Below are 26,451 nucleotides of genomic sequence, written 5' to 3'. Positions count from 1 at the left end.
TTATAGCGGCTTTTTTTCATAGAGGTGCTGAGTTTTGCTTTCTTCGGGATTGGTACGGCTTTCTAGGTTGGAAAAGCCTGCGTGTTCCGCGACTATTTTAGCTGCGGAAGGAAGCGTTTCGACTCTTTCCCAAGATTCTGGATTCCACAGTTTTGATCGCTTGAACGCTTTGCTGCAATGGAGAAAGCATTCTTGTACTTCGACGCTGATAGCAAGCAGCGGAGTTTTATTGTGAACCGTCATTGTTTCAAGCATCGTTTTGTCTTTGACAATACAAGCTTTGCCGTTCACCCTCAGCGTTTCTTCTATGCCTGGAATCAAAAAAAGCAGCCCTATTTGAGGATTAGATAAAATATTTTCCAATGAATCTACTTTTTGATTGCCACTCCTCTCTGGAATCAATAGCCTTTTCTCATCAACGACTTGTACAAAACCAGCATGATCACCCCGCGGAGAACTGTCGCAAATTCCTTTATGATCAGCTGTAGCAATGATGACAAAAGGGGAATGTTTAATAAATTCCCGGCAGTGTCGATCTAGACAAGAAATTATTTTTTGATGTGCCAATTTGTTAGGCGCCCCGATTATACCGCGAAGCTCTTCCTTCGTTTTTACTTGTTCTTTAAAGTGACTGTTTTCCATTCCTTTTTTCACTCCTACTTTTTGCGTATACTGAAAATACCATTTTCACATATGAAATACTATATTTTTATACTTAAAAAACAGAAAAGTCAGTATATTTAAATGAAGTAGAAGTGTTACATGCTAGCTTCGGTCTTTTTTAAAATTTTTGATTGCGTTATCAAAAATGTCATTAACCTTCTTCATATGTCCACTGACAAGATGATTCGAGTCTTTTTCTCGCTGGCGCATGTCTTTCAACAAATCATCCATATCATCTAGCAAACTTTGAAAATATTCATCTTTTTCGTCCTCTTTCATTGATGAGTGGTCCATTTCATCAAGCTTATCGAGCTTATCTTCAATTTTTTTGAAGTATTCATCTCTCAAAATTCTCACCTCATTTATAAAGTAGCTTTCTGCTTATTGTATGCACAATGTTTGTTTGCATGAGTAAGAAGTAGAAAGTACATAAATAAAAGAAGAGTCTGAAAAACTCATTTGCTCCTTAGTAGGTTACTTTTTAGTTCCCATATTACTTTAAAGTGCGTACTTTTTTTTCTTGTTTCCATGCCTCATAATGAATTTTGTCAGAGATAACAAGACATTTAATGAATCGATTGGTCGTTGGATTCGCCTTCATACTAATTAATTTCTAAAATAGAGGTATAAAAATTTCAGGAGGTTTTATGAATATGAGAGAAATACTGCAGGGGAAACTAGGATTTGGAACAGCACCACTGGGCAATATGTATCGTAATATTCCAGAAGAAGAGGCCATAGCAACGGTTGATGCTGCTTGGGAAAGCGGCATCCGTTACTTTGACGCAGCCCCTCTTTACGGAGCTGGCTTAGCAGAAATGCGCCTTGGTGAAGCACTATCAAAAAGAAACCGCGATGAGTATGTGCTAAGTACAAAAGTAGGTCGCGTCATTTCAGATGAACTAGAAGACACATCTTCACGTGATATGGGAGAAAAAGGAGGACTTTTTGAATTCGGCCGTAAAAATAAAATTATCAATGACTACAGTGCAGATGCAACTCTTCGTTCGATCGAGCAAAGTTTAAACCGTTTGAAAACAGATCGCTTGGACTTTGTGTATATTCATGATGTTGCGCAAGATTTTTATGGAGATGAGTGGGTAGGACAATTTGAGTCTGCTCGAACGGGCGCATTTCGTGTGCTTACGCGCTTGCGTGAAGAAGGAGTTATTAAAGGATGGGGACTTGGAGTAAACCGAGTAGAACCAATTGAAATCATGCTGGAGTTAGAAGAAGCAAAGCCGGATGTATCATTGCTAGCGGGCCGATACACGCTGTTAGATCATGAACGTGCGCTGCAGCGAGTGATGCCCGAAGCCGTAAAGCATAATATGGACATTGTTGTCGGCGGACCATACAGCTCAGGCGTTCTTGCTGGAGGTACGCACTTTGAATATCAAAAAGCATCTTCAGAAATTATGACAAAAGTAGAAAAAATCAAAGCGATTGCAGATCGTCATCAGATCAGCATTAAAGCCGCTGCTGTCCAATTTTCACTGGCTAATCCAGCGGTTGCTGCTGTTATTCCTGGCGCCAGTCGTCCAGAGCGTATTGCTGAAGACAAAGCGGCATTAAATACAGTAATTCCGGCAGCCTTCTGGGAAGAAATGCGTGAACAGCAGCTTGTAGCTTCTTATGCTCCGCTGCCAATCAATGTTAAATGAAGAAGTAGTTAAAAACTATATCAGTGTAAACGCTAAGTAAATCTTTATTTGAAGTTTTGACGTATTGCGCTATAATTAATTGTAAAGAAGCTTATTGATAGAAATTCATCATATATGTTTTTTTATCTTTGGTGACTTGACTATATGTAGATATATGAAGGGCTGGATAACAAGTATTGAAAAATGCTGAGTCGTTAACCCATCATAAAGAAATTTGTACAGCTATGCACAAATCTCTTTATGATGGGTTTTTTTGTGGAGGAGTGGATATGTTGGAGACAACTAATAAAGCAGCAAGCTCTAAAACAGGCTAATAGTTTTTGAGCGTTTTGCTAACATGAATAGAATTAATGTAAGGAAGTTAGATAAAAGGAAGGGATACAAAGGTGTTGGAACTATTTTTACGTAAAAAAAGGCAGTATCTAATTACGACATATCAATTTATTTTAAATGTCTCGCTGATTATCCTTGGATTTATACTCGTTTATTTTTTATTGAGAGAGCTTTTTTATATTATGAATGATGCCTTAACAGGAAATAATAACGTTCATAAAATCCTTGGAAAAGTACTTGTTTTCTTTTTATATTTTGCTTTTGTTTCGATGATTATGACTTACTTTAAGGAAAGCTGTCATTTCCCATTAAGTTATCTCTTATATATTGGAATTACTGCCACAATACGATTTATTATTGTAAATAACAATTATCAAATCGGAAGTTTATTTTTATCTTTAGGAATTATCGCTTTAACGATTAGTTACTTAATGTTAACGAAAAAAAGATTAGAAGATAATGAAAGGAGAATTTGAACATGAGTAGAAATAGAGAGCATGAATTTAGTAACTTGGTGCGCGAAATCCGTAAAGAGCAGGTTGGAAACGGACCGAGGGAAATCACTACTCGTTTTATAGATACGTGGGCTGTTAGCGAAATGAAAGGCAATCTTACGAATGTAGAAAAGTTTATGATAACTTCTTCTGAAGGCAAAAGGATGGTTCATGAGGCACGCACGGAACTAGTGAAAAAAATTTATGATTGTTCAGAGATAAGTTTGAAAAACTTGTCCATGCAAAAATTATAAGAGTTTTTTCAGACATTAACATTGAAGAAGATGTCGCGATGACTACTTTTGTTTTTGATAAAAAGTTAGACGATTAACTAAAATAGTTTTTTGAAAGAAAGAGGGATTTAGTGACGCCAAACAACAGAGACATAGCGGATGTTGCTGTTGTGAAGAGTAAGTGTAAAAGAGCATCAAAGGCTTTGTTTCCTTAATAAAGGCTTTGATGCTCTTTTCATCTAGGCGCTTATCTGTTCTTGACGCCGCTCATCAGTAAAAACAAAGGAATACGCATTCGCCGCTCGTAAGTTTCAGCGCTGTCAAAATGTTCTTTTTGAGGACATGCTTCTTTTAAATTTGTAACGGTGAATCCGCTTTGCTGCATCAAAGAAAAGTACTCTTCAAGCGTGCGATGATACTTTTGAACGTATCCGCCCATCCAGTGCTGCTGACGGAATCCCATGAAGAAATAGTTGTCCACCGTCCAGTTTGTGCGGAGAGCGGAAGGCTGAAGAGTAGACGTAATGACTGGGTGTTCCACAGAAAAAATAAATCTTCCTTCAGGTTTGAGTGCTTGATTCACTTTAGTGAAAATGGAAGCTAAGTCTTCCATGTAGTGGAGAGACAGTCTTGCAGTAACCAAATTGTATTCGGTGCGTGGTGGAGTATAATGCTCCATCGATTCATGGAGCACTCTTGCATTTGGCTAGTTTAAAACCTGTTGCTGAGCCGCGTTTATCATATTGATCGAGCCGTCTACTCCGGTATAAGAGAAACATCCCTGTTCAAGAAGCTCCACGCCAAATCCAGCGTTTCCGCACCCTAAATCTAAAACGTCTGCATCTGTAACATCACCTAGAAGCTGTAAAATAGCCGGTTTTTCAATCGTATCGTTGGCATTTTCTTTTTGCTGCCGGCGTTTTGTATAGGCCAAAAACGTCTCGTCATTATCGTAAAATTCAGCTCCTGTTGAGATCTTCAACTAAATCAGCCTCCTCTATGCAAAGTACCTTATTATACTCATATATTCAAATTATTTACAATAATTTTGATGGATCTGGAAATAGTTTTTTATTTTGGAAGTAGTGCTATTATGTGGAGTAACCGGCTTGTACACGTTTACGGAAGATAAGTCTAAAAGCTAAGAGTTGAGTATAGAAAGGGTCAGTCTATGCATAACTCTTAGCTTTTGCTTTGAAGTGGTAGGAAACCATTTGTTTTTGGCGTCGTTCTTATTTCGGTAATTTTTCAACAATTGCTGCGTCTATTTGCTGAGATAATACGCTGCTAATCTCTTTTTCATTCTCCACTTTTTCTAAAATGAGCTGCTTATTACCTGTTTTAATTTTTAACATCGTACCTGAGTGGATGGAGAAATCATCTCGCAGCTTTTTAGGAATAGTAAGTCGAAAACGGTCATCAATTTTTCGAGATTGAGCCGTAAATGTTAAAGTCGTTTTCTTCCCAAAACTCATTTCATATTTTTGAATCACGATGTTATTTTCTTTGTTAATAAAAAATTGAACCTCCATGTTTGCATCCAATTCGACGGACGTTAAAAGTTCAGCAGTGAGCTGAATCTGCCGGCCGGTTAATGTTGCATAATAAGGAGGAGACGCCGCAGGTTTTTGTGAAAGCGCTATCGATTTTTCGTCTCTTTTTTTCATAACAATTTGCTGTTCTACCACGTATAGTTCTACATAATCAAAGGGCTTAAGTTCATAGTCATCTCGCAGGGATCTTGGAATGACTATTCTACCCATGTGGTCAATTGTTCGAATGAAGATATGAGAAGGAACCGGGACATTTTCATCATGATGATCGATAATAATCCAATCATCACAGCTCCGTAAAAAAACTTTGTCGTTCGTCTCGAGTTTTGTTAGTTGCATAAACAAAGAAGGAAGGGATACTCTTCCCATTTCGTCAATTATACACTCTTCTTTTTTTGTACGCATCTTGCTACTTAATCCTTTCTAAAAACATTTTAGATGGGGTATGTTACTTAAACTACACAGCATTTATTTCTTTGTCAAATGAAGCAAATGAGTATTTATTCATCCTACAGATTGAGAAATACAGGAAGTTTGACCTCATTCAGTAGATGCACAGCTGTCCCATGTGAAAGGTAATTATCTGAAGAAAACAGTTAATCTGTTAATTAGAAAAGCATAGAATAAAAGCGTTTTTCTTTCTTTTGATTTTATTGTCAGAAACAAAGATTTAAAAAGGAGCTTCCTTCCTTTTCTAAAGAGTAGGTTTTTTATTAACAAAATGCAGCCGGATTTACGCTAAATGATGAATAGATTTATGCATATTAAGTCTAGAAAAAAATTTCAAGCGTTGCTTTTTTCACTTGTTTTGGAGAGCAGTCATAGTTGGAAAATAAAGAAAAAAGCTCAAAGCAATGAGCTTTGAACCAATTTTTATCGTTTTTCAACCAGCAGTAAGATGAAGGTAGCAAGCGGTCCTAAAGCAAGAGATAATAAGAACCAGTTCAGACCCGTTCGATTTTTACCTTGCGCTAATCCGGCATTAATTAAAGCCAGCGTTCCCCATCCTACAACGTATTGATTATCCATATGACGCCCCGCTAATAATTGTTTCTTTATATGAGTAACAAAATCTATATTAGCATAAATATCCAAATTTTTGATTGGAATTCCTGAATTAGGGTGGAGAAACGGTGAATTTTTTCATGAAGCAAAATTCTCTATTTTCCTTAACTTAGTGAAGGTAGTAGTGAATAAGAGAAGGATGCACGTAGTAGACGTGAACGTATTGAGGCCGATGATGGTGAAGCTGATGTATATATTGATTCATAAGCCTTTGAATGGCGTCATACACATTGGGAGGATATCCATAATAGCCGTGATGAATACCAACTCGAAACAAGGAAAGGGGCGTCGTGTTATTGGTTCTGCACATTGTTCTACACTCTTCTGCGCTTTTAACCTTGCGCAGCTGCTCCACCCGCTGGTGCAGCTTTTCGCTGTCCTAGTTCTTGATCGAGTATAAAGATAGCTGCAGGGTTATTTTGGGCGATTTTTAAACGGTCTACAATCGTTTGAGCTTGAGCTTCTTCGTCGACTTGTTCTCGTAAAAAGTCCTGCACGATGACTAACGTTTGAGGGTCATTCGCTTGGCTGATAAATTGAAACGCTTGACGATAAGAATTCGTGACGAACTTCTCATGCTCCAATACTTTTTGAAACGTTTCTAACGGTGTCCCAAACTCACTTGGCTGAGCAGGCAAAGAGCTTAATTCTACCGTTCCGCCGCGGTCAACTAAGTAGTCAATGAGTTTTAGCATATGAGTGCGCTCTTCTTCAGACTGCAGACGCAGCCAGCTGCCCATTCCTTTATAGTTTAATCGATTCATATAGTTAGACATAGCTAGGTATAAAGTCGAAGAGACGTGTTCAAGTTGAATTAAGTTATTGAGCAGCTTTTGAATTTGTTCGTTCATAGTTGTTATTCCTCCTTAGGGAAAGGGTTTCTTTCGTATACTACCTGCAATCATCACGCTTTTAATCTACACAGATACTATATGTCAATTCTTTAAGTAGGTAACTTGCCCATCCTTTATTGGTGCTTCTTGCTTACATATAAAGGTTGTATAATATAGGAATAAAAGTAGTTTAAAAGACTCTTTTTTAGATGGTTAAAATTACTATGTTCTATTTAACCAATTTAGTGATAAAATTGTCACTCTGTGCAATTTTAATTGGTGTGAAGGAGTCAGAAGAATGAATATGCAACACGTATTAATACCTGGATTTGAAAAGCTTGCGAGCTTTGTATTCTGGTATCCATTTATTATGTCTTTATTTTGGATTGCAGGCACGCTTATTTACATACGCTATCGCGACCGAGATCCTAAAGTTGATTTTTCAACAATTGAATGGCCGTTAGTGAGCTTTTTAGTGCCTTGCTATAACGAAGAAGAGACGATTGAAGAAACGCTTAAGCACCTTTTGGCGTTAGAATATCCGTCTAAAGAAATCATCCTTATTAACGATGGCAGTACGGATGGAACAGCTGATATTTTAAAGGAAATCAGCAGAAATCACCCTGAAGTTCGTGTGATTCAGCTTTATGAAAATAAAGGAAAAGCCAACGCGTTACATTTAGGTGCGCACGCATCTAAAGCTGAGTTTTTAATCTGCTTAGATTCTGACGCTATTTTAGATCAAGACGCTCCATATTATCTAATCCATCATTTTCTTCATAAAGGGGAACGGCTGGGAGCCGTTACCGGAAATCCGCGCATTCGAAACCGTAATACGCTGCTGAGTCGCATTCAGCTAGTTGAGTATTCTTCTATTATCGGTTCTATTAAACGAACACAGCGAATTTTAGGAAAAGTAATGACGGTCTCAGGCGTAGTAGTAGCTTTTCGAAAGAAAGCACTTGTGGACGTCGGGCTGTGGGATCGTGACATGATTACGGAAGATATCGCCGTGAGCTGGAAGCTGCAGCAGCGCTTTTGGGATATCCGCTATGAACCGCGGGCATTGTGCTGGATGCTTGTGCCCGAAACCTTAAAAGGCATTTGGAAGCAACGAGTACGCTGGGCTCAAGGCGGACAAGAGGTAATGCTTCGCCACTGGAAAGTATTATTGAAATGGAAGCAGCGCAGAATTTGGATTGTCTACCTAGAGCAGTGGATCAGTACCTTTTGGTCATTGGCATGGCTGTTTGTGACTATCATGCTGCTTGTTACGGCGAGCAGCCCTCAAGACATGCTGTTTTGGTTTACGTTTACGTCATTTTCCCTTGTATTTACAAGCTTAATTCAGCTGTTTATTGCACTGAAAATTGATTCAAAATACGACAATGTGAAGCGGTATTACGTATGGGCTGCATGGTACCCAGCGCTTTACTGGATTGTGAATACGATTGTAGTAGTGGGCGCATTTCCTCGTGCTATCAAATCTAGAGTGAAAGGAGGCTATGCTACATGGAGCAGTCCAGACCGCGGCTTAACGAAGAGCAAATCATGATTCAAGCCAAACAGCCTCTTGCTCGATTGGTAATAAGCATCATTATTTCATCTGTTTTTTGGCTGTATTGTGCTGTTGTTCTTTGGTTTTTCCTTTCAGCTGTTATGGGAGTAAATGATCGTTACAGCGGGGTATTAAAAATTGCGTTCAAAACGTCGAACGGTGAAATTCGAACGTTTTTAATGATTGGACTCGTTATTTTTTGTTTCTTTTTCCTAGCTCTCTTTTTATGGAGATCCTATAACAAAAAGAGATTTGGAAGCTTAAACCGACGAAAAGAGCCGGCGTATACGAGTATAAAAGATTTAGAGCGACTTGAGCTTTTATCTAAGGAGCAAATTCAAGAACTTCAGCGTGCGCATTACATCGAGTTTGATGTTAATCCTTTAAAACATACTAAGGAGAGGAAGCACGCATGAAGAAATATGTATTCTTTCTTTTGATAGCGGCAACGGTAGTTACTTTTGTTTTTTTAAAAGCAGTGAACTGGGAAGACAAGGCGAAAGCCACAACGACCGTGGAGCCAGCGCTTGAGACGAACGGATGCTTAGGTTTAAATTATCATCGCGTGCGCAAGCATAATTGGTTTAATCGAGTTGTCAGCTCAGTTACAAAGTCTGACGAACTGACAGAGTACAGCGTCTACAGCAATGATTTCGAACATCAGTTGAAAAAGCTGAAGGAACTTGACGCTACGTTCGTTACGCCAAAAGATATTGAAACGTATCAGCAAAAAGGTACGTTTCCAAAACGCTGCGTATGGATTTCATTTGATGATATTGACCGTACTGTTTATCAAAACGCGTTTCCAATTTTAAAAAAGGAAAACATTCAGTTTACGCTATATGTAATCGCAGGACAAGTGGGGGCAACTGATTTTCAAAATTTAAACATGGCTTCGTGGAGTCAGCTAAAAGAAATGAAAGACAGCGGCCTTGCGACCATTGGTTCGCATACATATGACATGCACCGCTTGGAAGAAGACAAGCCTTTATTTCTGACGCCTGCTAAATACAGCGCGTTTGCTCGTGATTTACGAAAAAGCAAAGAAACGATTAAGCGACATTTAGGAGTAGACCCTGTTTACTTTGCGTATCCATATGGCAATACAAATGATGACGTAGCTAAAATTGTGAAAAATGCCGGTTTTCACCAGGCAGCTATTTTAGCCCCTCACGTTATTACAAAAGACAACGACCCGTACTATCTTAACCGGATGGTTGTGTACAACAAAACCTTTCAAAACCTTATTCTTCCATGGTTGACGCGGACAAGCTCGTAAGAAGAAAGTGAAAAAGAGGCTGGGACAAAAGTAGTTGAGCCCAAGTGAAAACGAACCATTCATCAACCTGTTTGATGAATGGTTCGTTTTTTTTGTGATGGTGCATATCGTTTTATTTGTTTCGCTCCTTCTAGCAGTTGATTGGAGGGCAAGGCGAAGACTCCTGCGGGAACAGCGGAACAGGTGAGACCCCGCAGGAGCGCAAGCGACGAGGAGGCTCAGCGGCCGCCCGCGGAAAGCGAAGCCTTGCACGGAAATCAATTGCGGTGTCATAAGCAGTCCAGCTCATGTATCTCATTTGTTCGTCTTTCGATTGGATTTATTTTGTTATGTCCCAGCCTCTTTTTTCTTTTTACCATCAAAAGGTATGTCAATTACGTGAAGAAAGTATACTTTCATTTCTATAAAAATCATTTTAATGGTACCATAGAAAAGTTGTGATAAAAGACATGGATAAACGAAACTATCTATCAATTCTTTTACAAACTGCGTGTGAGAAGTTTGTAAAGGTGAAAAGAGGAAAAGAAGCAATCCTACGCTTACTATTTTAATAATGTAAGGTAATCGGACAAGCCAATCCGCTGTCCGTTGCTGGTTAATTTATATTCATTATTCACGATTCCTCTCTATCATTTCGTCATGGGTTTTGTTTTATCGTTAAAATTTTGATAAAGGTGTATAGGCTATGGAAAACAGGCATTTTGAATATAAATTTAAAGAAGCGCTGAAAAAACTAAATGATATTGAACTTGCGTTAAACGAATCATCGATTGTAGCGATTACGGATAGCCGCGGATTCATCAATCACGTGAACGATAAATTCTGTGAAATTTCTAAGTATGAAAGACATGAGCTCCTCGGACAAGATCATCGCATTATTAATTCGAAACATCATTCAAGCTTGTTTTTTAAGGAGTTATGGAGCACGATCAGATCCGGTAAGGTATGGCACGGAGAAATAAAAAACAAGGCAAAAGACGGTTCGTACTACTGGGTGGATACAACCATTGTTCCTTTTTTAGATGAGCAGGGCAAGCCGTATCAGTACGTATCGATTCGTAATGATATTACAAAACGAAAAGCATATGAAGAAAAAATTAAGCAAATGGCTTATTATGATCCGTTAACCAATTTACCTAACCGCTACTGGTTAAACAAACAGCTGAAAAAACTGTTTTTAGATGAAGAATCTCCAGAACTGCTGGCTATTTTATTTTTAGATTTAGACCGCTTTAAATCAATAAATGATACGCTTGGCCATCATCACGGCGATGTGCTGCTTAGGCGCGTAGCAGAAAGATTAAAAAAATGTATTCCGTCCTCTGATTTTATCTCGCGGCACGGGGGCGATGAGTTTATTTTAGTGCTGCATACACTAAAAACTGTTGAGGAAATTGAAGAAATGACCGAGCAGATCGTAAAGGAAATGTCGCTTCCTTTTTATATAGATGGTGATAAAGTGCTAACCTCTACAAGCGTTGGTATTAGCCTATTTTCAAAGGAATGTCAGCAGCATATTGTCCCAAAAGACGCAGATGAACTAATTGACAGGTTAATTAAGCAAGCAGATATTGCAATGTATGTAGCAAAACGAAATGGACGAAACACATATGAAATGAGTTCGTCTTCATCTAATGAACGAATAATTAAAACAATCAGCATGGAAAATGAGTTAAAGTATGCGCTCGAAAGACATGAGTTTCAGCTCGTTTATCAGCCGTTAATCGATTTAAAAACGTCTGATGTCATAGGGGCAGAAGCGCTTATCCGCTGGAATAGCGCAAAATTTGGTACCGTCTATCCTAATGAATTTTTGCCTATTTTAGAAGAAGTAGGTCTGATTGTGCCCGTTGGCAAATGGGTGTTGGCAGAAGCGTGTAAGCAGATGAAAGCATGGACGGAGCTGAATTCAAAAGCGAGTAAAATAGGAGTGAACGTGTCACCTATTCAGCTGAAGTCCTCGCGATTCGTAGTGGATATTGAACAAATCTTGCAAAAAACAGGTCTTGAGCCGCACTTTCTCGAACTTGAAATCACCGAAAGCGTTATTCAAAACAGTCAAGAATCGAAAAAAGTGTTAAACCGCCTGCGGAGTCTAGGGATAAAAGTGGCAATGGATGATTTTGGAACGTGCTACTCTTCTCTTAGCTATCTTAAACACTTGCCGATTAATACGTTAAAAATTGATAAATCATTTATTGACGACTTAGATGAAGTTGGAAAAGTGCTGGTGGAAACGATTATTCAAATGGGGAAAAAACTTAATTTTGATCTAACTGCAGAAGGAATCGAAAACGAAGAACAGCTGCAGTTTGTGATGGAACAAGGCTGTCATATCGGTCAAGGCTATATATTTGATAAGCCGCTTTCTCCTGAAGAAATGAGACGCTTGTTGAATTGAAGGAAAATCATATGTACGGAAAGAAGCTCTTTAATAGAGCTTCTTTTTTTGAATTTTAATATGATATAAGGATTGATAAAGTCGTGAAAGAATACGTTGGAGTCTGTACGGTATGTCAAAAGAACGTGTACTGTTTAGAGGGATTTTTAAACGGTGTGGTTGTTGAAGGGAAGCTTATGTGCTTTGCGTGTGAAGAAGAGGAGAAGCGTGACTCTCATAAAAACAAAAACTAGCTACCTGGGGTAGCTAGTTTTTGTTTACTGCGCATTCACTTTTTCAGCTTGCCAGTAATACTCGCTGAACACATCAGAAAAAGCTTTGACGGTATTTGTGAGTTCTTCCATATTGTTATCGACGCCGCCTACTTCAATTAAAATGGAGCGGTCGGATAAGTCCTGATTATATAGCCCGTTATTGCCGCTTGTTTTCTTTTTGCTTAATACTCCGCGGCTAAGGCCTGGATATTTTTCCTCTAGCTTTTCATGAATCGCTTTGGCCATTTTAACATTTTCATCAAATTTCGGGTTTGCTTCACCTAATACAATCATCATTTTAGCGTACGATTTTCCGTTAATAGCAGTCGTTGTTTTTTCTTGGCGCAGTGAATCACGATGAATATCAATTAAATAATCGACGTCTTTGTTTTGCTGAAGAGCCGTTTCCACCACGCTGCGAGACATCGCATAGGCTCGTCCCGTACCCCAGCCTTTTTCATTCAGCTTTTGCGTCATGTTAGTTGTATCTACTTCCGAGCCGATTCCGTCTGCTTTTAATTCCATTCCTAGCATTTGACCAACGAGCGTGATGTTGGTTTTGTTATCAACTGCTTTATTTTCGTTCGCTTCACCTTGCATACCAAGTAAAGGAAAATAAGATTCCCAGCTGTGCGTGTGGTAGATGTACACAACTTTTTTGTCTCCCGTACTTTGCTCGGCCTGTGTTTGAGACTGTTTTTTACTTTCTTCGTACGTTTTGCTTTCAGCAGGATCCAAATCACGCTCCCCAGAAATGCTTTCGAGCGGAGGAGCTGATTCATGAGGAATCGTGGTATAATCCGTTCCTTCACCGGCTAACAGAATATGAGAATCAAAAATAGAAAAGCCGGGCAGTTCTGATCCAAAGAGACTTCTTGTATCCGCCACGCGAATATTCGTCGCAAGCTGCAGGGCGACAGAAGAAAGAGGAGGCGGAGAGAAATCTTCTTCATAGGCATGAGAGAAATGATGGTTTTCCGTATGCATGAAGTAGAACAAGCTTTGAGCTTTATAATTTGATAGTGCTTGATAGACAACGTTCGAGCGCAGCGTATGCTGAAGAGTTGAATACGTGACGGTAAAAATAGCGGCAGATGTTAACAGAACAAATAGTATAGCGATAATTAATGATTTATAAGAAAGGATCCAAAAAAGCTTTTTAGGCTTTTCGGTGAACTTGTTTTTCATAGAATAAACCTCCTCTAATGAAATTTTGAAATCAGCGGATGAGAGCTCTGAGAGGAGAATGTTATGTATCTACTATTTACTCTATTAAAAAGAAAAAGAAATATGATAGAAACCATGATATTTAACACAATATAAAAAAGGTTATAGTAGGGCATACTATAAAAAAACGGTGCATATTGGAGCTGGTTAGATGAACGATTCATGGGTTTATCATCATTTTATTAATACACTGTTATTTCCTTTAACAATGTTTGGCGTAGCATTTTGTGTACTGGGGCTGTTGCTGTACATGCTTTGGAAAGAAAAGCAAAAAGAAGGACCAAAAGAAAACAAGAGCTCGTAAATAAGAGCTCTTGTTTTGTCGAACACTCAGTTAGAAACAGGAAGATTCACTTTCTCTAAGAACTCCATTCGGTTGCCAAAAGGATCATCCACGTAAATTCTTTCGACACCGGGAATGTTTTTGTCTTCTATAAAAGAAATACCGAAGCTAGTCAGATGATCTTTTAACGCAGTGAGGTTTTTAACGAAAAAGCCTGGATGCGCTTTTTTTGCGGGTGAAAAGGCAGGTTCAACACCAATATGCAGCTGATAAGAACCAAACTCAAACCACACGCCGCCGCGCTTTTTTAGACTTTCCGGCTTTTCGACTTCTGTTAAGTCAAGAACGGTTCCGAAAAAGTGTCGTGCTTCGCTTTCTGAATTCGGGGGTGCAGCTAGCTGAATATGATCAATATGCGTCAGTGTAAACGTCATAAACATTCCTCCTTAAATAGTAGAGTACTAGTTAAGTTTACGTGAAGTATATCTGTAAATAAATGATAAAAAGTTGATGTGTTTCATAAGAAAAGCTTATGAAAAAGTGCAATTTTATATACATATAACACCAAATGAGGTATATTTTATTTTGTTGTTATTTAGTAGAATTGGAGATTAATATGGAATATCACTATACGTTAACCAAAGATGATTACGTAGCTTTTAACATGCATCACGCTCAACATTCGGAAAGAGTACAAAAAGTGCTGAGAGTTCAGCGATGGATGTCGCTTATTTTTCTTCTTATTCCTTTGCTTGTTTCGTGGGTTGAAGGAGAATTTTTACTTGGTATGTTCGTAGCGTTTGCGCTGCTTGCGGTGCTGTGGTTTTTATTTTATCCGAAATATTTTTACGGAAGTATTAAAAAGAACATCGTAAAGGTAATAAATGAAGGAGATAACAGCAGTCTGACGGGTGAGCATACTATGATGGTTACGGAAGAGGACTTGGTAGAGAAAAGCTCAAAAGGAGAAGTGAAGACTCCTTGGTCAAGCATCACTCAAATTAGAGAAACCGATGAACATATCTTTATCCTTGTTAGTGCAATGAGCGGATATGTTATTCCTACAAGCGCATTTGCAGATGTAAAAGCGTTACAGCAGTTTAAAGAAATGCTGAATGCTGCAAGGAAAACAGGCTGAGTAGTAAAAGCCATATAAAAAAGGCCCTCTTAGATACTTTTCTAAGAGGGTGTTTTTTAACAGCAGTCCCAGTTGTACAAAACATCTTTAAAGTTACGGTTGCGAAGGTCTTGTTCTTTAATAAAGAAATTGGCCACTCCTGCATCACCAAACATAATATCAGCGTCGTCGTCCATGGCAAATTGAAGAAGCAGAATGTTGTATGCCCGCAGCGCTTCATCGTAGTCTCGGGGATCGCTTTGAGTGAAAAAAGCGTATCCGCCCATTTTGTGATACTCACCCGTAACTTCATCCCAGTAGATTTCTTCCATTTCTTCATCGTCAAAAAAACCTGGTTCTACAGCGTTATAGCGATAGTCAGTAGGGGAAACAGGTTCGATTCTTATTTCAAACTGTAAGCCTACTTCTTGAGGAATAGGGAACATATCTCGGTCAATGTCTTCAAGATACGTAAAATCCGTTGTTAATTTGTTTTCGTCGGTTGTTACATCTTCATAAAAAACGACGCGAAAGTCTTTTTGAGTCGTAGGGTGGTCAAAATCCAGACCATACACATCACCAGTGTTTTTGTTATCAGCTCCGCAAATGAAAAATTGAAGCATGCCTTGAGAGGGCATATTTTCATAGGAAGGAACTTCAGAAAAATTGATTTGTGCCATCAGCAGCATCGGCTTGCCCTCGGAGTCTAGAGGATGACTTGCTTCTAGAGGAAGATAAGGGTTGCCGCCGAACTTGCTTTCATATAATTTTGGACTGTTCATGACCGTATGGAGGTGGATATAAGGCTTACATGTTTGTTCGATTTCTTTTCGGTAAGGTTCTAGCTTAGGAGGCAGTTCTAATTTTGATAGAGGATTCATATGTACTCTCCTTTTTGTTTGGAATAAAAAAGAACGTTTGTTCGTATTTATATTTTAGCGTAATACACACGAAAAGGGAAGAGAAATCGTATAAAAAACCCCTTTGCGGATGCTTCTGCAAAGGGAACAAAGAAATGATAGCGTTTTCATTGTGGATCTTACTAAATGATTGCTTATTTAGAAAAGAATCCTTTTAAAGCAAATGCGACGTTTTGCGGTCTTTCCGCTAAGCGGCGCATGAAGTAACCAAACCAGTCGTTGCCAAATGGAACGTATACGCGCATTGTATAGCCTTCTTTTGCAAGGCTAAGCTGCATATCTGTTCGGAATCCATACAGCATTTGAAATTCAAACTGCGTGCGCGGAATGTTGTTTTTGTGAGCGAACTCTTTTACTTTTGCAATAATATTATGGTCGTGAGATGCAATCGCCGTGTATGTTCCGCTGAGCAGATGTTCTTCGATAATGCGCATATAGTTTTCATCAATTTGGGCTTTATCTTGAAATGCCACGGTTGGTGATTCTTGATACGCGCCTTTTACTAATCGAAGAGGAACCCCTTTTAACTCTTTTACGTCTTGTTCAGCGCGGAACAGGTAAGCTTGAATAACTGTTCCGACATTATCATACGTCTCACGAAGCTCTCGTAAAATATCTAGCGTCATTTGACAGTGGGCGTAGTCTTCCATGTCGATTCGGACAAAGTTATCGTATTTTTTCGCCGTTTCAACAATGCGGCGCATATTCTCAACGCAAAAATTGCGGTCGATATCCAAACCAAGCTGCGTCATTTTGACAGATAAGTTGCATGTTACGCCGGCTTGCCCCATAGCTTCTAGCGTTCTGACGTTATATTGAGTCGCTTCGATAGCTTCTTCTCTGCTTGAAACAAATTCTCCTAAATGATCAAGCGTGCAAACAAGTCCTTTTTCATTCAGTTCCCGTACTTTTTTAATCGCATGTTCAATCGTGTCGCCAGCTACCACTTGAGCTGCACCAAAGCGAAGACCCCATTTTTTCGCCGCTTTGTTTAGCACTTTATTTTGGGAAGCGTGAAGAAACACATTTTTAGATACCTCTGCTAACATAAATATCTCCCCCTATAGAAAAAATCCCTTGTTGTTTTAAGATAGAGCAGCCTAGGGCTGCTCTACTGAGTATTAAAGCGTTGTGCTTGTTGTTTTTGCTTGTAAGTGCAGAATCAAGTAATCAGGACCTCCAGCTTTTGAATCTGTTCCTGACATATTAAATCCGCCAAACGGCTGGTACCCAACGATGGCACCTGTACAACCGCGGTTAAAGTAAAGGTTTCCGACGTGGAACTCTTCTTTTGCACGCTCAATGTGTTCAGGCGTATTTGAAAGAAGGGCACCTGTTAAACCGTAGTCTGTATTATTAGCAATTTCCATCATATGATCGAAGTCGCGCGCTTTGCAGAATGCTACGACTGGGCCGAAGATTTCTTCTTGCATTAAACGTGCTTTTTCATCTACATCTGCAATGATCGTAGGCTGAATGAAGTAGCCTTTTGAATCATCTGCTTCTCCGCCCGTCATTAAACGACCTTCTTCTTTACCGATTTCAATGTACTTTGTAATTTTGTTGAAAGAAGCCTGATCAATAACAGGTCCCATATACGTGTTCACATCTTCAGGACTTCCCATTGTTAATGTTTTTGTGAGCGCAACTGCTTTTTCAAGAACGATATCGTATACGTCTTGGTGAACAACTGCACGAGAGCCTGCTGAACACTTTTGTCCAGAGAAGCCAAATGCTGAATACACGATAGAAGAAGCAGCTAAATCTAAATCAGTATCTTTATCTACAACGACTGTGTCTTTGCCGCCCATTTCAGCAATAACGCGTTTTAGCCAGATTTGACCAGGCTGTACTTTTGCTGCTCGTTCATAGATGCGGCAGCCTACTTCACGAGAACCTGTAAACGAAACGAAGCGTGTTTTTGGATGATCTACTAAATAGTCGCCAATTTCGCTTCCGCTTCCCGGTACGTAGTTTAATACGCCGTCTGGAAGGCCAGCTTCTTTCATTACTTCTACAAATTTTGCTGCGATTACCGGTGTGTTGTTAGCTGGTTTTAATAAAACTGTATTTCCTGCTACGATCGCTGCTGCAGCTGTTCCAGCCATAATCGCTAGCGGGAAGTTAAATGGTGAGATAATAACGCCGACACCAAGCGGAATGTAATTAAATTTATTTTCTTCACCTTCGCGGCTTTCAACAGGCGCGCCGTCTTTTAGCTGTACCATTTGACGAGCGTAGTATTCAAGGAAGTCGATTGCTTCTGCTGTATCAGCATCCGCTTCTTTCCACGGTTTTCCTGCCTCTTTTACAAGATAAGCTGAAAATTCATGTTTGCGGCTTCGAATAATGTCTGCTGCGCGGAAAAGGATATCTGCTCTTGCTTCGGGTGCTTCTTTTTTCCATGTATTAAACGTAGAAAGTGCCGCTTGCATTGCTTTTTCTGCTAAGTCTTGATCTGCTTTTGACACGCGACCGATAACTTCTGCTTTATTTGCTGGGTTAATTGACTGAATTTGATCTTCTGTTGTAATTAATTCTCCGCCAATTACAAGAGGATAGTCCTTTCCAAGCTCTGATTGTACAAGTTCTAATGCAGATTCAAACGCATCTTTGTTTTGTGCAGTCGTAAAGTCTGTGAAAGGCTCGTGTTTGTATTGTTTGATTTCGTTGATATTCATTGTGTTCATTTTCATTACCCCTTTTTTTAGAAAATTTTAAACATAATTAATATTCCAACACCCTATACCTGTATTATAATCACCTTATTCTAGTTTTGTACATAGTTTTTTAACAAAAATGTTCAAAAAAATTTAAAAATAAACACTTTTGTTTAAACATCCAATGAATCTATGGTTTTTATAGTGAATTTGAACAAAACGCAAAGAAAGGGATGTCGGTAAAGTATAAGAAAAGATGTTTTGAAGTGAAGAATTACGATAAAAGAAAGAGTTTATCGTTAGTAAATTAAAATGATTTTCCTTTCAAAAAAACAATAGACAAAGTTGTTCAATATAAATTATCATATAATTCGAAAAGTAATTTTTGTCGAATGAAGCTATCTTTTTCGTCAAGTGAAGGCTTCATTTGAATGTACAGATGGAGGGAGGGTAGAAAAACAGCAGTTATTTGTCCACATTGTTGTAAGGGCTTACATATTTAACGCGCGATGCGGAGAACGTGTAATTCTTTAAATGACGGTTCCTATAAGGAGGATTTTAACATGAGTCATCAACCGCCTGAGTTAAAAAAAGAATTAAAAATTCGACACATAACCATGATTTCTTTAGGGGGAATCATTGGTGCCGGTTTGTTCATTGGAAGTGGATCGCTCATTAACGCAGCGGGTCCTGGTTCCATTTTTTCGTACGCGTTTGCCGGTTTGCTGGTGATTTTAGTTATGCGAATGCTGGGGGAAATGTCTACGGCTAATCCTTCAAGCGGCTCGTTCGCCACATATGCCAGAGAAGCGCTTGGGCCGTGGGCCGGCTACACAATCGGCTGGCTGTACTGGTTTTTCTGGGTAATTGTTATTGCAGTTGAAGCGATTGCGGGTTCAACGATTATTCAATATTGGTTTCCGTCTTTACCGTCTTGGGGCGTGAGTCTGATCCTGACGTTTTTACTAACGTTAACGAACTTATACTCTGTTAAATCATTTGGTGAATTTGAATACTGGTTTTCGCTTATTAAAGTAGTTAGTTTAGTGCTGTTTTTACTTTTAGGAGGAGCGATCATCCTCGGTTTAATACCGGGAGTAGAGTCTCCAGGAGCGTCGAACCTTCTTCATAGAGGAGGATTTCTTCCAAATGGAATCAGCTCCGTCTTTTTAGGAGTGGCGATTGTCATGTTTTCTTTTATGGGAACAGAAATTGTCGCAACAGCGGCTGGAGAATCGGCTCAGCCTGAGCGAGCGATCACCATCGCAACAAATACCGTTATTTATCGTATTTTAATTTTTTATCTTGGGTCCATTTTAATCTTAGTGACTATTCTTCCGTGGGATTCTTCAAGCTTGATGAAAAGTCCGTTTGTTTCGATATTAGAGCTGGTAAACGTTCCGGCAGCGGCTCAAATTATGAACTTTATCGTACTGACTGCTGTTTTGTCCTGCTTAAATTCAGGTCTATACACGAGTTCTCGTATGCTGTACTCAATGGCGCAAAAAGGAGACGCGCCGCGCATGTTTTTGAAAGTGAATAAAAAAGGCATTCCGTTTAATGCCATTGTAGGATGTACCGTGATTTCTTACATCAGCGTTGGTTTTAACTATCTTTCACCTGATAAAATCTTTTTGTTTTTAGTAAACGCATCGGGAGGCGTAGCGCTTCTTGTGTACCTTGTTATTGCTTTTTCACAGCTTCGCATGAGAAAGAAATACGAAAAAGAAAAGCCAGAAGCATTAAAAATCAGAATGTGGCTGTTTCCTTATTTAACGTATGGAACGATTGCGGCAATCACAAGTATCTTTATTGCGATGGCATTTATTGATTCACTTCGCACTCAGTTTTATCTCACGCTGCTGATTGCTGTATTTGTGGTATGTTCGTACTTCTTTATGAAAAAGAAAAAAGCTGATAGTTCTCTATCTGGACAGGGGAATAAAAGAATTTCTTAATAGAAGAAAAAATCATCACGAGGGGCTAGGGGGAAGTAAATTGGCAAACAAAGAGTTAAAAAGAGGGCTTGAATCTCGTCATATCCAAATGATTGCTCTTGGAGGAACGATTGGGGTAGGGTTATTCATGGGCTCAGCAAGCACCATTAAATGGACGGGGCCATCCGTCCTGCTTGCGTATGCTATTTGCGGCGTTTTTATTTTCTTTATTATGCGTGCAATGGGTGAGATGCTTTATTTAGAGCCCAGTACGGGTTCGTTTGCGACATTCGGTCATAAATATATTCATCCGGTAGCGGGTTATATCACGGCTTGGAGCAACTGGTTTCAATGGGTGATTGTCGGCATGGCAGAGATTATTGCAGTCGGAGCTTATATGCAGTACTGGTTCCCGCATTTACCGGCGTGGGTTCCGGGAATTGTCGCCATGGTCATTCTCGGTGGGGCCAATTTAATCTCGGTGAAATCGTTTGGAGAGTTTGAATTTTGGTTTGCAATGATTAAAGTTGTTACGATTGTTCTCATGATTGTTGCCGGTCTTGGCCTTATTTTCTTCGGTCTTGGAAACGGCGGCGAAGCGCTTGGCCTGTCGAATTTGTGGGCAAACGGCGGTTTCTTTACAGGCGGATGGTCAGGCTTTTTCTTTGCGCTGTCGCTTGTTATTGCTGCCTATCAAGGAGTAGAGCTTATTGGAATTACAGCAGGAGAAGCAAAAGATCCTAAAAAAACGTTAACAAGTGCAATTCAAAGCTTAATTTGGCGTATTTTAATTTTTTATATCGGCGCCATCTTTGTGATTGTAACGGTGTATCCGTGGAACGAGCTGGATTCACTCGGCAGTCCGTTTGTTTCTACGTTTGCTAAAGTAGGAATTACAGCAGCGGCGGGCATTATTAACTTTGTTGTCATCACAGCGGCCATGTCTGGGTGCAACAGCGGAATTTTCAGTGCAGGACGTATGCTTTACACGCTAGGTGTAAACGGTCAGGCTCCGGCCTTTTTTACAAAGGTTTCTCGAAACGGTGTGCCTATTTATAGTACCGTTGCGGTGATGATTGGTTTAGCGGCGGGCGTTGTCTTAAATTATATTGCACCGCCAAACGTTTTTGTGTACGTGTACAGTGCGAGCGTGCTTCCAGGTATGATTCCGTGGTTTGTGATTCTTATCAGTCAAATTCGTTTTCGAAAAGCAAAAGGAGCGGCGATGGACCAACATCCATTTAAAATGCCTTTTGCTCCTGTGACGAACTACGTAACCATCGCGTTTTTATTTATGGTGCTTGTAGGCATGTGGTTTAATGATGAAACGCGCATATCGCTGATTGTCGGGATTATATTTTTAGCTATTGTCGTGCTGAGCTATTATGTACTAGGTATCGGTAAACGCGCGGAAATGCTATCTTCTGAAAGACGTAAGCTAGTGAAATAAATGGTTTTGTAAGAGAGGCTGAAAATTATTTTGGTTTGAAAGGAAGATCCAAGATCCGAACGATGAATGGAATTCGTTCGGATTTTTTTATTACTATGGTGAACGTAGGTTTACTATATGTAATTACTTCTAGCTGTTGATTGGAGGGCAAGGCGAAGACTCCCGCGGGAAAAGCGGATTAGGTGAGACCCTACAGGAGCGTCAGCGACGAGGAGGCTCACCGGCCGCCCGCGGAAAGCGAAGTCTTGCACGGAAATTAACAGCGGTGTAAAAAGCAGTTAAGCTCATTTATCCCATTTATTCCTCTTTAAATTGAATTGATTTCGTTATGTCTCAATCTCTTTTGGGCAGAGAATAAGAGGCGAAGCCAGCGCTTTTCTTAGGCTATTTTCTTCTTTTATTAATGAAGTGCATGGCAAGAAGGAAAAAGAAAAAAGAAAAAACCTGAGTCAAATCGGCGTGTTCAGGCATAAGATAATCCAACTCAAGCGAAATGCAAACAGCATTTTTCTTGAGGGAAGAGTAACTAAAGAAAAGGAAGTGTTTGTATGTCTGGAAATGCTGGATATGGTCATGGATCTGGTTTTGCTTTATTAGTTGTATTATTTATTTTATTAGTAATCATCGGCTGCAGCTGCTACGGCGGAGGCTTTGGCTGGTAATTCACTCATTTAAAAAGCCCTATAAGGGCTTTTTTCAATGCTCATAAATAACGCTTTTTTCCGTGTTGATAAATGTTTACGTGAAAGCCGTTTACTTCACTCATAAAGATTTTAGAAGGAAAGTCTGCTACTTTGACAGATGAAGTGATTTCGACAGTTTGATACGCCTTTGGTTCCAACGTAACAGTATGAAGCCTAGGCTTATTCATCATCAGTAAAAAAGGGGTATCTTCTTTAAAATAGGAACGCTCATCTAGTGCTACTTCAAACGTAATGGGTTTTGAGCTGTGATTTTCAAATGAAAGGTCACAGGTGCCCGTTAATACGGTTTCTTTTTTATTTCTCTCAAATGTACAGCTGCTGTTTTCCGCATCGTAAGAAATGGCATACATACCTGGTAATACGGTCTTTTGCATCGCTTCAACCATATGACCAGGACCTGATATGACAATAAACGCAGCTAAAATTGTTAGTTTTAAACGATGACGATTTAAACTTTTGTAAAGTGCAAAAAGACCAAGTAAAAGTATAATTCCCCACGCATTGCTAGCGTATTGAATTCCCATCATTGTTTCTTCATTTCCATAGATGGGAAGACCTAAAAAAGAAAAGACAGAATGACTGAACGGCGTTGAGTTAGGGAAAGGGATGTTTAAAATAAAAACAGCTAGTAAAAAGATGAGTCCTTTTATCAAAAGTGATCGTTCACGAATCATGTTGTTCCTCCTTAGCTATAAATCACGTATCATTATATACTATTATTATCTTTTTTTGTAATTAATGGTTATTTTATTGCATGGGAGAAAAGAGAGTGAAAAATAAATTAATAAAAAATGTCCATGTCCATTTATAAGTGTCATGGTTTCTTAGAAAGCAGGATATGAAATATTTATTTTTTTGCAGATGATACATATTGCTGAATGAAAAAACTTTATGCCGTATCACAATCCAGAAATGCTGGTAGCCTCAAAGCTTATACAGAGGTTTTTAACAGATACATAATTAGGATAAAGCCTGTCTTAGAACAGGAACTTGCTATTTCTAAATTGATATGTTACACTAAGGTTAATTATTTTTGTTCGGTATGAAATTGAAAGAAGAGAAATATTCTTCATTAGAAATTTTTATCTGGAAATAGTACGATTGAGCAAGGGTAGTAATATATGTGTGGAGTAATTCCACCACTGGAGGAAATAGTATGACTGAAGGTACAGTAAAATGGTTTAATGCAGAAAAAGGTTTCGGTTTCATCGAAATTGAAGGCGGAGAAGATGTATTCGTACATTTCAGCGCAATTCAAGGCGACGGATTCAAATCTTTAGACGAAGGTCAAAAAGTGACTTTCGACATCGAGCAAGGTCAACGCGGTGCACAAGCTGCTAACGTTGTAAAAGCATAATTTTATGCAATCCAAAAAAGACTCCGACTTTGGACGGGGTCTTTTTTTATTGTAGCAAACACGCAGGTAACGGAGGAATACGTATGAGTAAAGCAAAAGGTAAAGGCGGCACGGGGCGAGGCACCGGCAAAAAAGGGTGGAACCGCTGGCAGGCGAGTGCAAAAAAGAAGAAAAATGCAAAGCCTTATAAAAGCAAGGGAACAAAAAATGCTGATAAGCCGGAAGGCAACTAATCCTATATGCGCAGTATCATCTGCAACTTCGACTTACTCTGCTTGAGTAAGTTTATTTCATATGGAATTATTTTTTTATTGCTTTTTTGACAGATTGCTGTCACTATATGAAATAATAAAGTGATTTGTGTGAATTTTCTATAAAAATTGATTTTTTTTGCAAACACTTTCATATTTCGACAACCTTTTTGATTTTTATCGGTTATACTTCTTTATAATAGATTATAGAAAGATGCAGGGGAGCATAAAGTGAGAGAGGAAAGCGACAGTTTACTCTGTACGCTTTTTACGTTTCTGGACCGTATTGCAGTAGCGTCGTAACAAGTAGATCATGCATCAGTTTAGAACACATCAAAACTCAACTAAGTGTAACGGGGGGATATGAGTGAGCGTAGGCATCGTAATTGAAAAAGTTCAAAATTATGCTATGTTAGAAGATCATGTTTTGGTTGAAATGGTTCATAGTGGAGACGAAAAATCATTAGAGTATTTAATCAACAAGTATCAAAATCTTGTAAGGGGAAAAGCAAGAAAATACTTTTTGATTGGTGCTGAGAAAGAAGATATCGTCCAAGAAGGAATGATTGGACTGTACAAAGCAATTCGCGACTTTAACGAAGACAAGCTAACATCTTTTAAAGGGTTTGCGGAGTTATGTATCACAAGACAAATCATTACGGCGATTAAAACGGCTACTCGTCAAAAGCACGGTCCGTTAAATTCGTACATTTCATTGGACAAGCCTCTGTATGATGAAGAATCAAACTATACGCTGATGGATATGATTCCTGGCGATCAAATTGCTAATCCGGAAGCGGTGCTGATTCATCAAGAAAAAGTGGAAGACCGCGAGTTAAAAATTGCGGAAACACTTAGTGAATTGGAAAGAAAAGCATTGACGCTGTATATGGACGGCCATTCATACGCTGAAATTTCGAAAGAATTAAATACGCACGTCAAGTCAATTGACAACGCGCTGCAGCGTATCAAAAGAAAGTTAGGTCGCGACGTAGAAAGCAGACAAGCTATTTCATAATGAGTAAAGAGGACCTTATTGGATAATAAGGTTCTTTTTTTATTGAATAGTTGTCTATCCTGCATTTCTATACTGAAATGTTTAACAAATTCATTTTTTACCATAATTTCCTTTATGTGCTAAACTAATAGCATGTTAATTTCGAAGGAGGATCCTATGCTTTTCTTTCTAGACAAGCATCACGCCAAGCTAACGTGGATGATTGTAGGAATTGGACTCGTTCTTTTTTTCGTAAGGCGAGAGACGCTTACATTTGTGCTAATTAGTTACGTATGCTTACAGGGAATTCAGCACCGCAGGCTTATTAAAAAGAAAATAAAAGCTACTTCTTGGGGTAAGCGTCTTCTATACGCAATATGTTTTTTACTGTTAATTGCTGCATTGGCTTATTCTACGATGCATATGCTTGCTTGGACACATACGCATCATGTATTTATTGTTTTTCAATTCATCATGATTTATTTGCTGCTTCTCTTAGGTGAATTTTTATTCTATCACTTCATTCCGAAGGCCATGAATAAGCTAAGTGAATAAAAAACAGCCGGACCTCAAAGGGGTTTCGGCTCTTTTTCACGGTCTTTTAAAATGTCTTGAATAATTTCAATATGAACAGAAGCCCACGATTGTTCACGGAAATGAAGAAACACGCTTGGAATGAGAATAAAAACATACAGCACCACAAAAATAATCCAAAGCCAGCTGCCGTCTTTAAATAAAAATTGCTGCAGCCGCTGTGAAAATAAAAAAAAGAGCCAAGGCAAGGCAGAAACAAGTATAGGGATGACGCCGGAGCCGTTTTTTTCTTTGGTCATTCGGTAATACACTTTTCGTAAAGTAACGCTGTCTAGCATAAGGTAAAGCTGCCGAATCTCTTCCATTTCCGCTAATTCATCAATATCTTCTGCGTTTTGATTTTGATGAGCCGCTTTTTTTAGTTTAAGGTAGACTTTATGAGCATCGCCGCGCAGTGAAAACATATACCAGCCTCCCGCATATTGTTTCGTCTTCTTTAAAAGAGTTTGCAGGTGCATATAAATATATACAAAAAGTTTCGTGATGCGAAAGAATAAGAAAACAGAAGTGAAAGCGTAAATCATTAGTAGAAAATAAGAGAAAACAGCTGATTTTCGATCTTTTTAGCTGCCTTTACACATCAACTAACAGCACATATACTAATAAAAGAACAATTAGTTACCT

Annotated in this window: 31 protein-coding genes and 2 pseudogenes; 19 read left to right on the top strand and 14 right to left on the bottom strand. The window is 39.0% G+C overall.

Annotated elements, in window-relative coordinates:
* Together N178_RS16865 and N178_RS16860 are read right to left on the bottom strand one after the other, a co-directional pair.
* Nucleotides 1-642 carry an MSMEG_1061 family FMN-dependent PPOX-type flavoprotein gene (locus tag N178_RS16865; RefSeq protein WP_045293694.1) on the bottom strand — a complete coding sequence of 214 codons (642 nt, stop codon included), beginning with the start codon at nt 640-642 and terminating at the stop codon, nt 1-3.
* 123 nt (nt 643-765) lie between these two features.
* The gene (locus tag N178_RS16860; protein WP_237758505.1) at nt 766-1,020 is read right to left on the bottom strand and encodes a hypothetical protein; all 255 of its coding nucleotides are present in this window, start codon (nt 1,018-1,020) and stop codon (nt 766-768) included.
* 296 nt (nt 1,021-1,316) lie between these two features.
* On the opposite strand from N178_RS16860, the gene N178_RS16855 reads away from it, so the two are divergent.
* From N178_RS16855 to N178_RS16845, 4 genes and pseudogenes are all read left to right on the top strand, one after another.
* Nucleotides 1,317-2,327, top strand: a complete 1,011-nt coding sequence (locus N178_RS16855; protein WP_045293690.1) for an aldo/keto reductase — start codon at nt 1,317-1,319, stop codon at nt 2,325-2,327.
* A gap of 176 nt (nt 2,328-2,503) precedes the next feature.
* Nucleotides 2,504-2,641: a hypothetical protein gene (locus tag N178_RS26785; RefSeq protein WP_160297363.1), complete on the top strand. Its 138-nt coding sequence runs from the start codon at nt 2,504-2,506 to the stop codon at nt 2,639-2,641.
* Between the two features lie 72 nt (nt 2,642-2,713).
* A complete protein-coding gene (locus tag N178_RS16850; protein ID WP_045293689.1) occupies nt 2,714-3,136 on the top strand; it encodes a phosphate-starvation-inducible protein PsiE in 423 nt (140 codons plus the stop codon).
* A gap of 2 nt (nt 3,137-3,138) precedes the next feature.
* Nucleotides 3,139-3,485: pseudogene (locus N178_RS16845) on the top strand (Na-translocating system protein MpsC family protein).
* Nucleotides 3,486-3,634: 149 nt separating this feature from the next.
* On the opposite strand, the pseudogene N178_RS16840 reads toward N178_RS16845, so the two are convergent.
* The 5 genes and pseudogenes from N178_RS16840 to N178_RS16830 all read right to left on the bottom strand — a co-directional run bounded on the left by N178_RS16840 (nt 3,635) and on the right by N178_RS16830 (nt 6,856).
* Nucleotides 3,635-4,369 (bottom strand): annotated as a pseudogene (locus tag N178_RS16840) (class I SAM-dependent DNA methyltransferase).
* A 250-nt stretch (nt 4,370-4,619) separates the two neighbouring features.
* Nucleotides 4,620-5,345, bottom strand: a complete 726-nt coding sequence (locus N178_RS16835) for an AbrB/MazE/SpoVT family DNA-binding domain-containing protein (RefSeq protein WP_045293687.1) — start codon at nt 5,343-5,345, stop codon at nt 4,620-4,622.
* Between the two features lie 468 nt (nt 5,346-5,813).
* Nucleotides 5,814-5,969, bottom strand: a complete 156-nt coding sequence (locus N178_RS27140; RefSeq protein ID WP_014458731.1) for a hypothetical protein — start codon at nt 5,967-5,969, stop codon at nt 5,814-5,816.
* Nucleotides 5,970-6,114: 145 nt separating this feature from the next.
* Nucleotides 6,115-6,315: a hypothetical protein gene (locus tag N178_RS26620; protein ID WP_152640857.1), complete on the bottom strand. Its 201-nt coding sequence runs from the start codon at nt 6,313-6,315 to the stop codon at nt 6,115-6,117.
* Nucleotides 6,316-6,337: 22 nt separating this feature from the next.
* A complete protein-coding gene (locus N178_RS16830) occupies nt 6,338-6,856 on the bottom strand; it encodes a ferritin (protein WP_028409787.1) in 519 nt (172 codons plus the stop codon).
* Between the two features lie 280 nt (nt 6,857-7,136).
* Between N178_RS16830 and pgaC the strand changes: the two genes are divergently transcribed.
* The 5 genes from pgaC (at nt 7,137) to N178_RS16810 (ending at nt 12,076) form a co-directional block, all read left to right on the top strand.
* Nucleotides 7,137-8,393, top strand: coding sequence for a poly-beta-1,6-N-acetyl-D-glucosamine synthase (gene pgaC, locus N178_RS16825; protein WP_045293685.1), 1,257 nt, complete (start codon nt 7,137-7,139; stop codon nt 8,391-8,393).
* Nucleotides 8,351-8,812: a poly-beta-1,6-N-acetyl-D-glucosamine biosynthesis protein PgaD gene (gene pgaD, locus N178_RS16820; RefSeq protein WP_045293683.1), complete on the top strand. Its 462-nt coding sequence runs from the start codon at nt 8,351-8,353 to the stop codon at nt 8,810-8,812. Before pgaC ends, pgaD begins: the two co-directional genes overlap by 43 nt.
* Nucleotides 8,809-9,675 carry a polysaccharide deacetylase family protein gene (locus N178_RS16815; protein ID WP_045293681.1) on the top strand — a complete coding sequence of 289 codons (867 nt, stop codon included), beginning with the start codon at nt 8,809-8,811 and terminating at the stop codon, nt 9,673-9,675. The genes pgaD and N178_RS16815 overlap by 4 nt, the downstream gene beginning before the upstream one ends.
* Before the next feature lie 137 nt (nt 9,676-9,812).
* On the top strand, nt 9,813-9,950 hold the full coding sequence (locus N178_RS26780; RefSeq protein WP_160297362.1) for a hypothetical protein: 138 nt from the start codon (nt 9,813-9,815) through the stop codon (nt 9,948-9,950).
* A 410-nt stretch (nt 9,951-10,360) separates the two neighbouring features.
* Complete coding sequence (locus tag N178_RS16810) at nt 10,361-12,076, top strand: putative bifunctional diguanylate cyclase/phosphodiesterase (RefSeq protein WP_045293679.1); 1,716 nt, start codon at nt 10,361-10,363, stop codon at nt 12,074-12,076.
* A gap of 257 nt (nt 12,077-12,333) precedes the next feature.
* On the opposite strand, the gene spoIIP is transcribed toward N178_RS16810, so the two are convergent.
* Nucleotides 12,334-13,518: a stage II sporulation protein P gene (gene spoIIP, locus N178_RS16805; protein ID WP_045293677.1), complete on the bottom strand. Its 1,185-nt coding sequence runs from the start codon at nt 13,516-13,518 to the stop codon at nt 12,334-12,336.
* A 190-nt stretch (nt 13,519-13,708) separates the two neighbouring features.
* On the opposite strand from spoIIP, the gene N178_RS27135 reads away from it, so the two are divergent.
* Complete coding sequence (locus N178_RS27135) at nt 13,709-13,861, top strand: hypothetical protein (RefSeq protein ID WP_169746682.1); 153 nt, start codon at nt 13,709-13,711, stop codon at nt 13,859-13,861.
* Between the two features lie 26 nt (nt 13,862-13,887).
* On the opposite strand, the gene N178_RS16800 is transcribed toward N178_RS27135, so the two are convergent.
* The gene (locus N178_RS16800) at nt 13,888-14,274 is read right to left on the bottom strand and encodes a VOC family protein (RefSeq protein ID WP_045293675.1); all 387 of its coding nucleotides are present in this window, start codon (nt 14,272-14,274) and stop codon (nt 13,888-13,890) included.
* Nucleotides 14,275-14,456: 182 nt separating this feature from the next.
* Here N178_RS16800 and N178_RS16795 point away from each other — a divergent pair, with 182 nt between their 5' ends.
* Complete coding sequence (locus N178_RS16795) at nt 14,457-14,978, top strand: YcxB family protein (RefSeq protein ID WP_045293673.1); 522 nt, start codon at nt 14,457-14,459, stop codon at nt 14,976-14,978.
* A 56-nt stretch (nt 14,979-15,034) separates the two neighbouring features.
* Here N178_RS16795 and N178_RS16790 read toward each other — a convergent pair whose 3' ends face one another.
* The 3 genes from N178_RS16790 to pruA form a co-directional block, all read right to left on the bottom strand.
* A complete protein-coding gene (locus tag N178_RS16790) occupies nt 15,035-15,838 on the bottom strand; it encodes a YwqG family protein (protein WP_045293671.1) in 804 nt (267 codons plus the stop codon).
* 173 nt (nt 15,839-16,011) lie between these two features.
* Nucleotides 16,012-16,926: a proline dehydrogenase family protein gene (locus tag N178_RS16785; protein WP_045293669.1), complete on the bottom strand. Its 915-nt coding sequence runs from the start codon at nt 16,924-16,926 to the stop codon at nt 16,012-16,014.
* A 72-nt stretch (nt 16,927-16,998) separates the two neighbouring features.
* The gene (pruA, locus tag N178_RS16780; protein WP_045293667.1) at nt 16,999-18,567 is read right to left on the bottom strand and encodes an L-glutamate gamma-semialdehyde dehydrogenase; all 1,569 of its coding nucleotides are present in this window, start codon (nt 18,565-18,567) and stop codon (nt 16,999-17,001) included.
* A gap of 533 nt (nt 18,568-19,100) precedes the next feature.
* Here pruA and N178_RS16775 point away from each other — a divergent pair.
* The 4 genes from N178_RS16775 to N178_RS26100 all read left to right on the top strand — a co-directional run bounded on the left by N178_RS16775 (nt 19,101) and on the right by N178_RS26100 (nt 22,586).
* Entirely contained in the window at nt 19,101-20,495 is a 1,395-nt protein-coding gene (locus N178_RS16775; protein ID WP_045293665.1) for an amino acid permease, read from the top strand.
* A 40-nt stretch (nt 20,496-20,535) separates the two neighbouring features.
* Nucleotides 20,536-21,924, top strand: a complete 1,389-nt coding sequence (locus N178_RS16770) for an amino acid permease (RefSeq protein WP_045293663.1) — start codon at nt 20,536-20,538, stop codon at nt 21,922-21,924.
* 136 nt (nt 21,925-22,060) lie between these two features.
* Complete coding sequence (locus tag N178_RS27875) at nt 22,061-22,195, top strand: hypothetical protein (RefSeq protein ID WP_272946339.1); 135 nt, start codon at nt 22,061-22,063, stop codon at nt 22,193-22,195.
* A gap of 277 nt (nt 22,196-22,472) precedes the next feature.
* A complete protein-coding gene (locus N178_RS26100) occupies nt 22,473-22,586 on the top strand; it encodes a YjcZ family sporulation protein (RefSeq protein WP_013058504.1) in 114 nt (37 codons plus the stop codon).
* A gap of 41 nt (nt 22,587-22,627) precedes the next feature.
* On the opposite strand, the gene N178_RS16765 is transcribed toward N178_RS26100, so the two are convergent.
* The gene (locus N178_RS16765; RefSeq protein ID WP_045293661.1) at nt 22,628-23,302 is read right to left on the bottom strand and encodes a hypothetical protein; all 675 of its coding nucleotides are present in this window, start codon (nt 23,300-23,302) and stop codon (nt 22,628-22,630) included.
* Between the two features lie 482 nt (nt 23,303-23,784).
* Between N178_RS16765 and N178_RS16760 the strand changes: the two genes are divergently transcribed.
* The 4 genes from N178_RS16760 (at nt 23,785) to N178_RS16750 (ending at nt 25,788) form a co-directional block, all read left to right on the top strand.
* Nucleotides 23,785-23,985, top strand: coding sequence for a cold-shock protein (locus N178_RS16760; RefSeq protein ID WP_013058502.1), 201 nt, complete (start codon nt 23,785-23,787; stop codon nt 23,983-23,985).
* Between the two features lie 77 nt (nt 23,986-24,062).
* Entirely contained in the window at nt 24,063-24,218 is a 156-nt protein-coding gene (locus N178_RS26095; RefSeq protein WP_162837669.1) for a DUF3934 family protein, read from the top strand.
* Between the two features lie 385 nt (nt 24,219-24,603).
* Nucleotides 24,604-25,254, top strand: coding sequence for an RNA polymerase sporulation sigma factor SigH (gene sigH / locus N178_RS16755; protein ID WP_013058500.1), 651 nt, complete (start codon nt 24,604-24,606; stop codon nt 25,252-25,254).
* Between the two features lie 156 nt (nt 25,255-25,410).
* Nucleotides 25,411-25,788, top strand: a complete 378-nt coding sequence (locus tag N178_RS16750) for a hypothetical protein (RefSeq protein ID WP_045293659.1) — start codon at nt 25,411-25,413, stop codon at nt 25,786-25,788.
* Between the two features lie 14 nt (nt 25,789-25,802).
* On the opposite strand, the gene N178_RS16745 is transcribed toward N178_RS16750, so the two are convergent.
* Nucleotides 25,803-26,231: a hypothetical protein gene (locus N178_RS16745; protein ID WP_045293658.1), complete on the bottom strand. Its 429-nt coding sequence runs from the start codon at nt 26,229-26,231 to the stop codon at nt 25,803-25,805.
* Nucleotides 26,232-26,451 lie beyond the last annotated feature (220 nt).

Origin of the sequence: Priestia aryabhattai B8W22 (genome assembly GCF_000956595.1) — a bacterium.
Taxonomy (GTDB): domain Bacteria; phylum Bacillota; class Bacilli; order Bacillales; family Bacillaceae_H; genus Priestia; species Priestia aryabhattai.
Note: the sequence above shows the minus strand (reverse complement) of the source record. Positions and strands in the feature narration are given on the sequence as shown.